Genomic DNA, 13,421 nt, shown 5'->3' with positions numbered 1-13,421 from the left:
TGGAACGGACGATTACTTCAGCTCGGCAAAGAACTCGACGATGCGGGCCATGCCCTTGTCGAGTGCTTCATCCGGGCACGAATAAGAGATGCGCAGCGCACGCGGCTCGCCGAACGCCGAGCCCGGCACGCAGGCCACGCCCTTCGCTTCGAGCAGCACGGCGCAGAAGCTGACGTCGTCGGTGATGGCGACGCCGTTATGCGATTTGCCAAAGGCCACCGAGATATCCGGGAACGCGTAGAACGCGCCCTGCGGACGGGGGCAGACCACGCCGGGGATCGAGACCAGCGCGTTGTAGACACGGTCGCGCTTGGCGGCGAACTCCACGCACTTCTGTTCCGGCACATCCTGCGGGCCGCTGAGCGCGGCGACGGCAGCGGCGGTGACCACTTCCGGCAGGCTGGTGATGTGGTTCGAGTTGAGCGTGGTGACGGCCTTGGCCACCACTTCCGGCGCGGCGATGAAGCCCACGCGCCAGCCGGGCATGCCGTACGTCTTCGACAGCGAATCGACGAAGATCACGCGGTCCTTCAGCTCCGGACGCACGTGCACGAAGTTGTGGTAACCCACGCCGTCGAACACCATGGTGTTGTAGATGTCGTCGGTGATGACCCAGGTTTCCGGGTACTTCACGATGACATCGGCCAGCGCAGCGATTTCATCGCGCGTGTAGACCATGCCGGTGGGGTTCGAGGGGTTGTTGAAGAGGAACACGCGCGGCTTGCGCTTAAGGGCCTCTTCGAGCTGTGCCGGGGTGAGCTTGTAGTGCTGCTCGGGCGGGCACGGCAGGATGTTGATCTTCGCGCCGACGATCTCGGCGATATCGAGGTAGCTGGTCCAGTACGGGGCCGGGAAAGCGATTTCATCGCCTTCATCCAGCAGGGCCTCGGCCAGGTTGTACAAGATCTGCTTTGCACCGACGCCCGTGCTGACGTTCTCCGGCTTGTAGCCGGTGAGGCCGAGGGCTTCAATGTGCTTGAGGAAGGCATTGACCAGCGCATCGGCGCCGCGATTGCTGCCGTACTGGCCCGAGTCCTTCGCCAGCGCCTCGCGGGCGGCGGCGTAGACGTGCTCGCCGGGGAGGAAGTTGGGAACGCCGATCGAGAAGCTGACGATGTCGCGCCCCTCGGCTTTCAGACGCTTGGCCTTCTCGGCAATGACCATGATCGCACTGGGCTTGGCGCGACCCATACGCGTAGCGAGCTGCGGCATCGTTTCCTCGTCTCGGGGACAGAACAAAGGCCGCCATTCTACCACGCCAAATCGGAGCCCACCCGCCGTAGGAGGCCACCCTGTGGGCGGCACCTTTCGCCTCACCGCTACAGGCCCTGTGGCGTTATCGCGAACGGCGTCGCCCACAGGGTGGGCTCCTACGCAAAAGAAAACCCCGCCCCGGAGGGCGGCGTTTTCGGCATCGAGGCTAGTCCGCAGGAATTAGCGGGCGTCGAGCACTTCGTTCCATTCCTTGACCTTGGCGGCCTGCTTCTCGAGCAGCGCGTCCACGTCGCCGGAGACTTCCACCTTCTCGATGGTGTCGTCCTGGCGGACGGCGTCGACCACGGCCTGGTCGGCCGGGCCCACGATCTCACCGAAGACGCTGTGCTTGCCGTCCAGCCACGGGGTCGGGCCGTGGGTGATGAAGAACTGCGAGCCGTTGGTGCCCGGGCCGGCATTGGCCATGGACAGGATGCCCGGCTTGTCGTGCTTCAGGCTGCTGTCGAACTCGTCGCCAAAACGGTAGCCCGGGCCGCCACGACCCGAACCTTCCGGGCAGCCGCCCTGGACCATGAAATCGGCGATGACGCGGTGGAACGACAGACCGTCGTAGTAACCACGCTTGGCCAGGTTCACGAAGTTGGCCACCGTCATCGGGGTCTTGTCGTCGTGCAGGCGCAGGTGGATGTCGCCCTTGTTGGTCTTCATGGTGACGTTAATGGTCATCGTTTTTCCTGTAACTCGTTGATAGTCTGGGCTAAACGCTCAATGCGCCCAACCCGGGGGGATGCAAAGGCTAACGAAGATGGCGCCCGCGGCCCAATAACTCAAGCGGCACTGCGTGATGAAAGGATTAGCCCGGCGGCAAGGCCAGTGTCTTGGCGGTGAGCGCCCCGGGGCCACGGGGCTGGGTATCGCGGACCAATGCATCTTCGGGCAATGGCCGGCCGGAGGCGATATGGGCCCACGCCCGGTCCAGCGCCGCGTAGCCAAAAGGCAGCAGTGGCACGTGGCGGTCGCCGAAATCCGGGAAGGCCAGGAAGGCATCGAAGTGCTGGGCGTGCGGCACTTTCCAGAACACCGGCGAGCGGCCGGAAGCGCGCAGCCACGCCACGTAGGGCTCGGAACTGAAGGCGGCCGGGATCAGGCCATCCTCCGCGCCATGGACTACGAAGACCGGAAGGCCCTCCCGAGGAAGCGCCGCCGCCGTTGCCGCAATGCCCTCACGCAGCCGCGCGTTGTCCGTACCTTCGTCGTTATCGCCCTGCGTCCAGAGATCCCGTAACGACAGGCACCCCGGCAGGGTCGGGTCCAGCGAGAGATCGATCCCACCCTCCAGGGCGATACCAGCATGCGGCGGCACGCCCGAGCCGTCGGCCCACCAGGCGGCACGGAGCACAGCATCGACCGGCGCGGGCACGCCGGCGGGGTGCTGGATCCGGTACGAGAACCCACAGGGCATGTGCCCCGCCTCGCGACGGAGGTAGGCCGAGGCGTAGGCCACCGAAACGGTGCGCCAGAGGTCGAGCGAGGTGGACGATGCGGCGACCTTCAACGCCTCGTCGCGCCAGCCACCCGCACGGAGCATGGCCAACGCCTCAGCGGCCTGCGCCTGCGGCGTGTTGCCGGAGAGCTTGCCGTGCGCGCGCAGCGACGCGCCGCGCAGCACCCAGGCAGGCGGCGCCGCGATGCCGACACGGGCGAAGGGGACGCCATCGAACTCAGGGGCAGCGAGTGCGGCGGGCAGCAGGAGCGCCGCCTCGGTCGCATAGTCGAAGAAGGGCCTGCCGTGGCCTTCCACGTGGATATTGGGTTCGAGGGCAACGACCGCATCGAGGATGCCATCGACGTCATCGCCGGCCGCGCGCAGCACCGCGCCGCCGCCGTTGGAAATGCCGGTCGCGATGATGCGCGTGTTCTGCGCGGTGAACGGTGCTTCGTCCGGGAACGCGCGATCAAGCATCGCGAGGCCGAAGCGCGCAGCCTGCAAAACGTGCCTTCCCCAATCGGCTTCAGGGTTATCACCAGAGTGCGCGTGCTTCGTGGCGATGCCTGCATCGGCGCGCACACCCCTGGGCCCGAATTCGAGCAGCGCATCGCCCACCTTCGCACGCGAGCCATCAAGCGCGACACCCGTACCATCCGCCGTATCGAAGTACCCTGCCCCCGTGCCTTTATCGGTGTATGCAACAGCGCAACCGCGAGACAGGCCCCACGCCCCCGCCAGCGCGATCGAGCCATAAATCCCACGCGAACCGGAAGACGCCGTTACAACGAGGCAGCGCTTCGTGCGATCGAATGTATCCGGCACCTGCGCAAGCACGCGATGCGGCTGCCGTGCACCGGGCAGCCACGCGAACGTGGTGAACTCACGCCCCGGCACATCGGGCACATCGCCATACACCGTGCCGTAGCCGCCACGCGGCCCGAGATCGGCGATACCACGCCAGCTGCTCTGGATCGCACGCCGGCGCAACTCGGATGTCGTCGGTGCCGCGGGATTCACGAACTTCGCCGGCGCACCCGCAAGCGCACGCAAGCCAAGACCCGCACTCAGCAGGTCATCGCCCTCGCGATGCTCCGTCACCCGCACGTCGCCAAACGTATCCATAGCCCTCAAACCCGAATCCGCGATGCCCCACCATAACCCGCAGACCGCTCCTACAGGGTGCTGTTACTCGCCGAAGGCGCAGAGATCGACGCAATCGGTGCCCATGAAGGCCCGGTCGATCTTCTGGAGTGTTCCCTGGTCTTCCGGCGCCGCCAGCACGCGCGCCTGGAATGCCTGCCGCCAGACCTCCTTACGTTCCGTGGTCGTCAGCGAACCTGCGATGACCGGCGCCGCATCGACGGCGGCGTGCAGGATGGCCTGACGGGCCTTTTCGTCGGCACCCTCCACGGGCCAGGTCATGCCGAACACTTCCGAGAGCAACCTGATCGCGCCACTGCGGATGGTGCGCACCACGGGCATCTTCGCCGCGCGCTGATCCTGCGGGACCGTTTCCAGCAACGTCGTGAAGCCGGCAACACTTCGCGCCATCGTTGTTAGCGAGAAGGCAAACAATGGGCCGGACACGCCGTGATACTTGTTTCCGTTAGCGACAGCCCTGGCCATGATATTCGCCGGCGGAGGCGTGGCTGCCGGTGGTGGCAGATAGCCGCCGAGCACCTCCGCCGTCTTGGTAGCGACATCGGCCACACGGATCACATCTTCGCCCGACAACGACTTGCTATCAGCGATCGATGAACGGCCAAACACTTTGCGATCCGACGCCATGGCGACCAGCGCCTGCACGCGCGGATCCGACTCAGGTAACGGCGCGCCCGCCTCGTTCCGTGCAGCAATGACCACATCCACAAGGCGCAGGTACTCGTCGACGCCAGGCAATTCGCCCGCGGCGGCACACCCGGGTGCGCTGACGATCGCCAGCGCGCCCAGGAAAAGATTTCGTGTGAAACGCATGAACATCCCCTGTAGTGCGACCGCAAACTATACGGCAATGGCGTCGGCGCTCGAGCGGATGCCCCCTGTAGGAGCGCGCTTGCGCGCAAGCGCGCTCCTGCAGGGTGTTTTGCACCACAGCGCGCGCTGCGCACGCTATGCTCCGGTTCCCCGGCAGGAGCCGGACGAACCCAGGGGATACCGAGCAATGATTGCCCGTCGTACCGTGCTGCTTTCCGCAGCCATTTCCGCCGCGCTGGGCCTGGCGGCCTGCCACAAGAGTGATGAAGCGCCCAAGGCCGATCCGCAGGCCGTGGCCGCAGCGCAGACCGCGCTTTCGGCACCGGCGTGGCTGCGCCAGCACCTCCCGGCGCAGACCGTCGCCTACGTTCGCATCCCCTCGCCCTGGGGCATGCTCAATGCAGTGCCGAATGGCCGCCCGCTCGATGCCGCGCTCTCGGCCAAGGCCCACCTTGATGCGATCGCCAAGGTTCGCGATGCCATCGCCAAGGACAAGCTGCTGGCCGACCTGAAGGCGGCCCCGCTGCTCAACCTGCTGCTGGGCGACCTGCGCTCCACCGTGGAAGTGGCCGTGGTCGACCCCCTGGGCATCCCTTCGCCCGCTTCGCACGGGTTGATCACCGCCGTACTCGATTTCCCGAGCATCGCGGCTTTCAACGCGCGCCTTGCGTCGCTGTCGCCGGATGAACCGCTGCTCGCTGCACCGCTGGATGCCCAGGGCAACGGCCGCACCGCGAACGGCATGGGCGTCGTCCACTACGACCTTGCCCAGCACCGCCTGTGGATCGCCCTGTCCATCGGCAAGGCGCCCATGGATAACGCGGCCCTTGCCGCCCAGGTCGCCGATATCGCAAAGGCCACCGCTGCCACGGCGCCGCCCCTGCTGGCGCCGCTCGAAGCGCGCATCGACACCACCGGCGAAGGCCTGTTCGGCTGGATCGCCATGCGCGGCGTGGGCGCGGTAGCCGCCGCGCAGGCGGGCGATTCCCCGTTGGGCAAGCTGCCGGCCGATTTTGCCTCGAAGGCCGACGCCATCGCCTTCGGCGCCGGCACGGTCAACGGCCGCGGCCAGTTCCAGATCCTGGTGCACGCCCCGCAGGCCCGCGCGCTGCAGTACCTCGCACCCACCTCGTTCGCCCCGAACATCAAGACCGTGGGCGAGCCGCACTGGGCCTTCACCCTGGCCCTGCCGACCGATGCCGCCTGGAAGACCTTCGAAGGCAACCTCAACCTGGATTTCGGGCCCGATGGCGCTCGCAAGTACCAGGAAGGCATGGCATCGATCCAGAAGAAGTTCCATTTCGACCCGCGCCAGTACATGGCATGGTTTGGCCCGGAGTCGATCGCGTTCGCCGACGATGCCGGCCTGTACTTCGCCATCCGCATGCGCGACCTCAAGGCCTGGCACGCTTACATCGAGCAAAACAAGGTCAACGGCTGGAAGGCCGGCACGGCCACGGTCGATGGCACCGAGGTGCACTGGCTGCAGATCCCGGGGCAATCGGCCAAGGACCTGCCGGCCGACACCACGCCGGCCATGCGGTCGTTCATGCAGGTCGTGGACCGCTTCGGCGGCCGTACCTGGTGGACCGAGGAAGGCGATTGGGTGGTCACGGCCAAGGTGCCGCAGGCGCTCTCCGACCGCGCGGCCGCTGGCCCGGATACCTCGCTGGATGAATGGCTGAAGGCCCGTTCGTACCCGGGCCAGCGCACCTTCGCCGGGTTCACCGCCACCACCCACGGCGCCCAGCGCGACGCGTACTACTTCTACCTTTCCATGCTGCAGTTCATCGCCGGGGCAGCCGGCTCGGATGCCGACATCAGCACCCTGCCCTCGGCCCACACCCTGGGCCTGCCGGACAAGGGCGTGGTCGGCGCCGCGCTGGAGATGGATACGGAAACGGTCGGCCTCTCGCTCACCTACGAGCAATCGCCGATGGAGCTGATCAGCCAGGGCAGCGGCGCCTCGGTCATGGCGGTGACGGCGATCCTTGCAGCCATCGCCGTGCCCCAGTACCAGGAATACACGATCCGCTCGCAGGTCAGCGCCGCTGAAACCGAGATGGAGGGGGTGAAGACCGCCGTGGCCGAGCACCGCCTCACCACCGGCAAGTTCCCGGCCACCAACGCCGCCGCCGGCCTGGACGAGCCCGAGACCCTGGGCGGTGATTACCTGAATAGCATCGCCATCGGCCCGGGCGGCCAGATCGTTGGCTCGTTCAGCCAGATCCCGCCACACAAGGCCAATGTGAAGCTCGATGGCGGCCAGCTGATCCTCACACCGGTGGTCGATGGCAAGCAGATCACCTGGCGCTGCTCGGCCGAGGCGATCGAGCCGAAGTACCTGCCAGTGGCCTGCCGGGACGAGCCAATCGGCCCCTGAACGGGCGGTCGCGCCGGGGCCCGAGACCGGGCCCCGGCGCCGTCATGCGAAAGTTTGAAAAAGTCTTTATAATCGGCGGCTTCCCATCCCAAAGAGGCCGCCCGGCTAAAAAGCCGGTGCACGACGCATGTCCATCGAATTCCTGCGCAATATCGCCATCGTCGCCCACGTCGACCATGGCAAGACCACCCTCGTCGACCAGCTGCTGAAGCAGTCGGGCACGCTCAACGAGCGTACCGTGCTCGCCGACCGCGTCATGGATTCGAATGACCAGGAAAAGGAGCGTGGCATCACGATCCTGGCCAAGAACACGGCCATCACCTGGGAAGACAAGAAGAAGGGCGTCAAGAACCGCATCAACATCGTCGACACCCCGGGGCATGCTGACTTCGGTGGCGAAGTCGAGCGCGTGCTGTCGATGGTCGACACCGTGCTGATCCTCGTCGACGCGATGGACGGCCCGATGCCGCAGACCCGCTTCGTCACCCAGAAGGCCTTCGCCATGGGCTTCAAGCCCATCGTCGTGGTCAACAAGGTTGACCGTCCGGGTGCGCGTCCGGAGTGGGTTGTCGAGCAGGTGTGGGATCTCTTCGCCAAGCTCGGCGCCACCGATGAGCAGATGGATTTCCCGATCGTTTACGCCTCGGCGCTGAACGGTTACGCCTCGCTGGACGAGAACGCCCGCGAAGGCGACATGACCCCGCTGTACGAAGCGATCATGCAGCACGCGCCGAAGCCGGACGTGGATCCGGAAGGTGCCTTCCAGATGCGCATCAGCCAGCTCGACTACAACAACTTCGTCGGCGTCATCGGCATCGGCCGCATCCAGCGCGGCACCCTGAAGAAGGGCATGCCGGTCGCCGTGATCGACCGCGAAGGCAAGAAGCGCCAGGGCAAGGTCGTGCAGGTGCTCGGCTTCCTGGGCCTCGAGCGCATCGAGCAGGATTCGGCCGAAGCCGGCGACATCGTCGCTATCTCGGGCATCCCCGAGCTGACCATTTCGGATACCGTCACCGCGCTGGATTCGCCGGAAGCACTGCCGGCGCTGAGCGTCGACGAGCCGATGATCAGCATGACCTTCCAGGTCAACAACTCGCCGTTCGTCGGCAACAAGGATCTCTCGGGCGGCAAGTTCCTCACCAGCCGCCAGCTGCGTGAGCGCCTCGATCGCGAAAAGGTCCACAACGTGGCCCTGCGCGTGGAAGACGGTTCCGACGCCGACAAGTTCCTGGTCTCGGGCCGCGGCGAACTGCACCTCTCGGTGCTGATCGAAAACATGCGTCGCGAAGGCTACGAGCTGGCCGTGTCGCGTCCGGAAGTCATCATCAAGGAAATCGACGGCCAGAAGATGGAGCCGATCGAAGAGCTGGTGATCGACGTGGAAGAAATCCACCAGGGCGGCGTCATGGAGCGTCTGGGCATCCGTAAGGGTGACCTGAAGAACATGGTGTCCGACGGCAACGGCCGCGTGCGCCTCGAGTATGAAATCCCGGCGCGTGGCCTCATCGGCTTCCAGAACCAGTTCAAGACCCTCACCCAGGGTTCGGGCCTGCTGTTCCACGTGTTCAAGCACTACGGTCCGTACACCCCGGCTCCGATCGCCAAGCGCCAGAACGGCGTGATGATCGCGAACGCGGGCGGCACCACCCCGGCTTACTCGCTTGGGCCGCTCCAGGAGCGTGGCAAGCTGTTCGCCGCCGAAGGTGATTCGGTGTACGAAGGCCAGCTGATCGGTATCCACGCGAAGGACAACGACCTGACCGTGAACGCGATCAAGCCGAAGCCGCTGACCAACATGCGCGCTTCCGGTAAGGACGACGCGATCCAGCTGACCCCGGCGACGAAGTTCACCCTGGAGCAGGCGCTGGACTTCATCGACGATGACGAGCTGGTCGAAGTCACGCCGAAGGAAATCCGCATGCGCAAGAAGCACCTGACGGAACAGGACCGCAAGAAGGCTTCTCGCGGTTAAGTAATCCAGAAAAAACCCGGCGAAAGCCGGGTTTTTTTTTGCACCTGAAAAACCCGTCAATCGCCCCGCTCGCGCACGAGCTTCAACAGCAGATCAATCTGCTCCTGCTGTTTCATCAGCATGAGCTGCAGCTGGTCATTGCGCATCTGGTCCAGCTTCTCATGCAGGCCCATGATCTCGATCTCGGCTTTCAGGTTCACCTTGTAATCGTTCGTCGCATCCATCCGATCCTTCTCCGCCTGGCGGTTCTGGCTCATCATGATCACCGGCGCCTGGATCGCTGCCAGCATCGACAGCAGCAGGTTGAGGAAGATGTACGGGTACGGATCGAACGGCCGGTGCAGCAGGAATGAATTCAGCAGCGTCCACGCCACCAGTACACCGATGAACACCAGGATGAAGGTCCACGAGCCACCGAAGCGCGAGACCTTGTCGGCCAGGCGCTCGCCAAAGCTCATGTCCTCGACGTAAACCTCGTTCACATCCTTAGCCACCACCTTGCGCTGCATCAGGTGGTCGATGAGGTGACGCTCCGTGTGGCTCAGGTTATCGAAGGGTTTTTCGAACCAGCGGTGGGCGGCTTGTTCGGGGCTGGGCATGTCATGGGCCATGGCGTGGTTCCGGGCAGTCGATCTTGTCGCGAAACTATCACGCCAAACGCCCCGCCCGCTCTTGTAGGAACCGGGTAGCCCTACCTCGCGGCGCGGCGGGCGGTGAAGGGGACGGGGGCGTCTTCGACGCCGCGCAGCTGGTTTTCCAGGTCGCCGCGCAGGCGTGGCAGGTAGGCAGGGTATTCGCGCTTGACGAAGGCGATCAGGCCTTCGCGGACCTTGCAGCGCAGATCGAACGACTTGCCGGAGTTCGACGAGCTCATCAGCGCGCGGACCTGCATCGCCTTGTCGTTGCTGTCGACGACCTGCATCACCATCACCCGGCTATCCCACTCAGGCGCTGCCTTGCAGATGCGCTCCATCTCGGCGCGCAGCGGCTCCAGCGGCAGACCGTAATCAAACCACAGCAGCACCGAACCCAGGATCTGCGAAGAGGTCCGCGTCCAGTTCTGGAACGGGGTTTCGATGAAGTACTGCAGCGGCACGATCATCCGCCGCTCGTCCCAGATCTTCACCACCACGTAGGTGCTGGTGATCTCTTCCACCCTGCCCCATTCGCCCTCGATGATCACGACGTCATCGATACGGATGGGCTGGGTCAGTGCGATCTGGATGCCGGCGATGAGGTTGCCAAGGACGGGCTTGGCCGCGAGGCCCACGGCAATGCCGGCGATGCCGGCCGAAGCCAGCAGGCTCGCGCCGAACTGGCGTACCGCCGGAAAGGTCATCAGCGCCACGCCAATACCGAGCACCACGGTGACGACCATGCCGGTGCGCGCGAGCACCCGCGATTGCGTCTGCAGGCGGCGGGCACGCAGGTTGTCTTCCAGGTCGATCGGGTTGAAGCGCGATACCGTGGCTTCGACGGCGCCGATGCAGCGCACGAGGAACCACGTGCAGGCGCCGATCAGGCAGACGCCCAGCAAGTGCTCCAGTCCATCGATCAGTCGCGCCGGCTCGTCCGGCGCGACACGGAAGGCGAGCAGCACCATCGCCAGTGGCACGATCGCCTCGAGCGGCGTATTCGCCCTGGCAACGATGCTCGCGCCCATGGGGTGGCGAATCGCGAAGCGGCGCAGAAACACATCCGCCGCGCGGTGGACGATACCCGCGACGGCCAGCGCGATGATGATCACCAGCGCAAAACGCGTCCACGGATGCGTGATATCGGGCATCCAGTCAGAGGAGTTCATGGGCGCCTACCTTAAGACCCCGGATGTCGATACTTCGTTGTGGCCTCCCTTGTAGGAGCGCAGCGGTAAACTGGCTGCATGAGCGATGCCGATTCCGCGCAACACATCCTGCCTGACGTGCTCGAACCGGGCCTGCGCCTGGTGTTCTGCGGCACGGCGGCAGGTACGCGCTCGGCGCGTGACGGCGCGTATTACGCTCACCCCGGCAACATGTTCTGGCGCGCCGTGCATGCGGTGGGCCTGACGCCACGCCTGTTCGCGCCCACCGAATACCCGCTGATGCCGGGCCTTGGCATCGGTTTTACGGACGTCGCGAAATTCCATCACGGTAACGATAATCAGCTTCCGCGCGATGCGTACGACGCACAAACGCTGCGTTCGAAGATCGAACGCCACGCGCCATGCGTCATCGCCTTCACCAGCAAGCAGGCTGGCATGGCAGCGCTTGGCAACAGGCGGATCCCGATCGGCCGGCAAGCCGAGCGGTTCGGTGGCGCCATCGCCTGGGTACTGCCCTCACCCTCCGGCCAGGCGCGAGGCTCATGGAACCTCGCGGTGTGGCAAGCGATGGCGGATGAAGTCCGTCAGGTCCCCGGCGTCGAGCGATAAGCGCGCACATCGTTGGGCGATACCGATGAAGCGCGGTTCGACCACGCGTGGCGGATATAGGTCACCACGGCGGCGGCGTCATCGTCGCTGAGCACCTGCGAGAACGGCGGCATTGAATACGGCCGTGCGTTGCCCGCGGTCGCGGGTGCAAAGCCGCCGGATAGCACCACGCGAATCGCGTTGATGCCCGTCGGCTCACGCACCGAAATATTCCCGTCCAGCGCGGGATACACCTCGCCCTTGCCGCGACCGTCTGCACCATGGCATTCAGCGCAGTGTTTTGCGTACACCCCCTGCCCCGCCTTCGCCACGGTTTCAGCATCGACGGCGTTGCCACGCTGCTGCACCGGCGGTCGTTCCGGCAGTGACTTGAGGTAGACGGCGATGGCCGCCGCATCGGCATCGGTAAGGTGCTGCGTGCTTTTCAGCACCACTTCGGCCATGGGACCGAGCGCGCTGCCCTTCGCCGAGCGACCGGTCTTCAGCAACGCCACCACATCGCCTTCGCTCCAGCCCGCCAGGCCACCTTGCGGGCCCATCGAGAGATCCGGCGCGTACCAGTTCTGTACGGGGATCAGGCCGCCTGCCAGGAACGGGTCCGTATTCATCGCGCCGAAGCTGTTCCGGCTCGCGTGGCATTCATTGCAGTGGCCAAGACCCTGGACGAGGTAGGCGCCGCGATTCCACTGCGCACCCTGTTTCGGGTCCGCGGCGTACTCGCCTTCATCGAAATACATCAGTCGCCAGGTCGCCATCAGCGACCGCCAGCGGTAGGGCCAGCGCAGGGTGTCGGGTGTATTCGGGTTGCGTACCGCGGGCAGCGAGCGGAGGTAGGCGAACATGGCGTCGCTATCGGCGCGAGTGACCCTGGTGTACGAGGTAAACGGGAACGCCGGGTAAAGCGACGTGCCGTCGTGCGCCTTGCCGCTGTGCAGAGCCTGGTAGAAATCGTCAGCGGTCCAGTCGCCCAGGCCGGTTTCACGGTCGTGCGTGAGGTTGGGTGACGGGACGGCGCCGAAGGGGGTTGGGACCACACGGCCACCGGCCATGGGCTTGCCGTTGCGGGCGGTGTGACAGGAGGCGCAGTCGCCTATCGTCGTGAGGTATTGGCCTTCGGTGACGGGGTCGCGCGCAAGCGCGCTCCTACAGGAGCTGGCCGCGATGATGAGGATGGCGAGGTGGAAGGCGAGCTTCATCGGGTCAGCCTCCCAGTACGCCGCAGTGGAGCGGTGGCGTGACGCTGCCGGGTGGCTCGGCGTGGGCCTCGGGTGGCACGGGGCGTGAGGCCAGCCACGCCGAGACGGCGCTGATGTCGGCATCGGTGAGGCGGCTGACGACCGTGGCCATACAGTCGGGCGCGGTGGTGCTGCGTGTATTGGTGCGCCACGAGCCGAGCTGCGCACTGATGTAGTCGTACGGCAGGCCGACGAGGCCGGGGATGTCCGGCTGCACGCCGGTGAGGTTGGGTCCGTGGCAGGCCATGCAGGCCGGCACGCCCTTCGCCGCATCGCCCTTCGTCACCAGCTGCTCGCCGCGCGCGACCGCGGCGGGCGACATGGCGGGTGTCGGATGCTTCTCGTACGGTACATCCTGGCTGGCGAAGTATTCGGCGATCTCGCGCATGTACGCTTCATCGAGCGGCGCGACCATGTACTCCATGATCTCGTAATGGCGCAGGCCCTTCTGGAAATCCTGCAGCTGCCGCACGAGGTAGCCCGCCGGCTTGCCGGCCAGGCGCGGGTTGAAGCCGTTATCGCCGCCCTCGCCGTGCGGGCCGTGGCAGCTCGTGCACGCCGCGATGCGCTGCTGCAGGGTATCGGGAACCGGCGGCGAATCCTGCGCCTGGACCGTAAGAGCAAACACTGCCAGCACGAGCCATCCTAACGAACGTCGCATCGCTTGGTTCCCCTGGGATCCGCCTTGGGTGTGTCCTGAGTATAGCCACACGGCACTCACCTGCTGGGCTACCATCGGC

At 65.6% G+C, this 13,421-nt stretch carries 11 protein-coding genes; 3 read left to right on the top strand and 8 right to left on the bottom strand.

The window, feature by feature from the left end; translation table 11 throughout:
- Positions 1 to 12 precede the first annotated feature (12 nt).
- The 4 genes from L2Y96_RS08950 to L2Y96_RS08935 all read right to left on the bottom strand — a co-directional run bounded on the left by L2Y96_RS08950 (position 13) and on the right by L2Y96_RS08935 (position 4,678).
- Positions 13 to 1,212 (bottom strand): pyridoxal phosphate-dependent aminotransferase, encoded by a 1,200-nt coding sequence (locus tag L2Y96_RS08950; protein WP_247335855.1) that lies wholly within the window; start codon positions 1,210 to 1,212, stop codon positions 13 to 15.
- A 222-nt stretch (positions 1,213 to 1,434) separates the two neighbouring features.
- Positions 1,435 to 1,941, bottom strand: a complete 507-nt coding sequence (locus tag L2Y96_RS08945; RefSeq protein ID WP_247335853.1) for a peptidylprolyl isomerase — start codon at positions 1,939 to 1,941, stop codon at positions 1,435 to 1,437.
- A 127-nt stretch (positions 1,942 to 2,068) separates the two neighbouring features.
- Entirely contained in the window at positions 2,069 to 3,826 is a 1,758-nt protein-coding gene (locus L2Y96_RS08940; protein WP_247335851.1) for a D-(-)-3-hydroxybutyrate oligomer hydrolase, read from the bottom strand.
- A gap of 63 nt (positions 3,827 to 3,889) precedes the next feature.
- Positions 3,890 to 4,678, bottom strand: a complete 789-nt coding sequence (locus tag L2Y96_RS08935; RefSeq protein WP_247335849.1) for a hypothetical protein — start codon at positions 4,676 to 4,678, stop codon at positions 3,890 to 3,892.
- A 187-nt stretch (positions 4,679 to 4,865) separates the two neighbouring features.
- Between L2Y96_RS08935 and L2Y96_RS08930 the strand changes: the two genes are divergently transcribed.
- Both L2Y96_RS08930 and typA read left to right on the top strand, forming a co-directional pair.
- Positions 4,866 to 7,061 (top strand): pilin, encoded by a 2,196-nt coding sequence (locus L2Y96_RS08930; RefSeq protein WP_247335848.1) that lies wholly within the window; start codon positions 4,866 to 4,868, stop codon positions 7,059 to 7,061.
- Positions 7,062 to 7,188: 127 nt separating this feature from the next.
- Positions 7,189 to 9,033 carry a translational GTPase TypA gene (gene typA, locus L2Y96_RS08925; RefSeq protein WP_247335846.1) on the top strand — a complete coding sequence of 615 codons (1,845 nt, stop codon included), beginning with the start codon at positions 7,189 to 7,191 and terminating at the stop codon, positions 9,031 to 9,033.
- A 56-nt stretch (positions 9,034 to 9,089) separates the two neighbouring features.
- Here the strand turns inward: typA and L2Y96_RS08920 are convergent, their stop codons facing one another.
- Together L2Y96_RS08920 and L2Y96_RS08915 are read right to left on the bottom strand one after the other, a co-directional pair.
- Positions 9,090 to 9,644: a DUF1003 domain-containing protein gene (locus L2Y96_RS08920; protein ID WP_247335844.1), complete on the bottom strand. Its 555-nt coding sequence runs from the start codon at positions 9,642 to 9,644 to the stop codon at positions 9,090 to 9,092.
- Positions 9,645 to 9,724: 80 nt separating this feature from the next.
- Positions 9,725 to 10,837 carry a mechanosensitive ion channel family protein gene (locus tag L2Y96_RS08915; protein WP_247335842.1) on the bottom strand — a complete coding sequence of 371 codons (1,113 nt, stop codon included), beginning with the start codon at positions 10,835 to 10,837 and terminating at the stop codon, positions 9,725 to 9,727.
- A gap of 78 nt (positions 10,838 to 10,915) precedes the next feature.
- Here L2Y96_RS08915 and L2Y96_RS08910 point away from each other — a divergent pair, with 78 nt between their 5' ends.
- On the top strand, positions 10,916 to 11,446 hold the full coding sequence (locus tag L2Y96_RS08910) for a mismatch-specific DNA-glycosylase (protein WP_247335841.1): 531 nt from the start codon (positions 10,916 to 10,918) through the stop codon (positions 11,444 to 11,446).
- On the opposite strand, the gene L2Y96_RS08905 is transcribed toward L2Y96_RS08910, so the two are convergent.
- Together L2Y96_RS08905 and L2Y96_RS08900 are read right to left on the bottom strand one after the other, a co-directional pair.
- Complete coding sequence (locus L2Y96_RS08905; RefSeq protein WP_247335839.1) at positions 11,422 to 12,642, bottom strand: cytochrome c; 1,221 nt, start codon at positions 12,640 to 12,642, stop codon at positions 11,422 to 11,424. The genes L2Y96_RS08910 and L2Y96_RS08905 overlap by 25 nt on opposite strands.
- A gap of 4 nt (positions 12,643 to 12,646) precedes the next feature.
- Complete coding sequence (locus L2Y96_RS08900) at positions 12,647 to 13,342, bottom strand: c-type cytochrome (RefSeq protein WP_247335837.1); 696 nt, start codon at positions 13,340 to 13,342, stop codon at positions 12,647 to 12,649.
- Positions 13,343 to 13,421: the final 79 nt, after the last annotated feature.

Source organism: Luteibacter aegosomaticola, from assembly GCF_023078475.1.
Taxonomy (GTDB): domain Bacteria; phylum Pseudomonadota; class Gammaproteobacteria; order Xanthomonadales; family Rhodanobacteraceae; genus Luteibacter; species Luteibacter aegosomaticola.
This window is presented reverse-complemented; position numbering and strand designations above follow the sequence as displayed.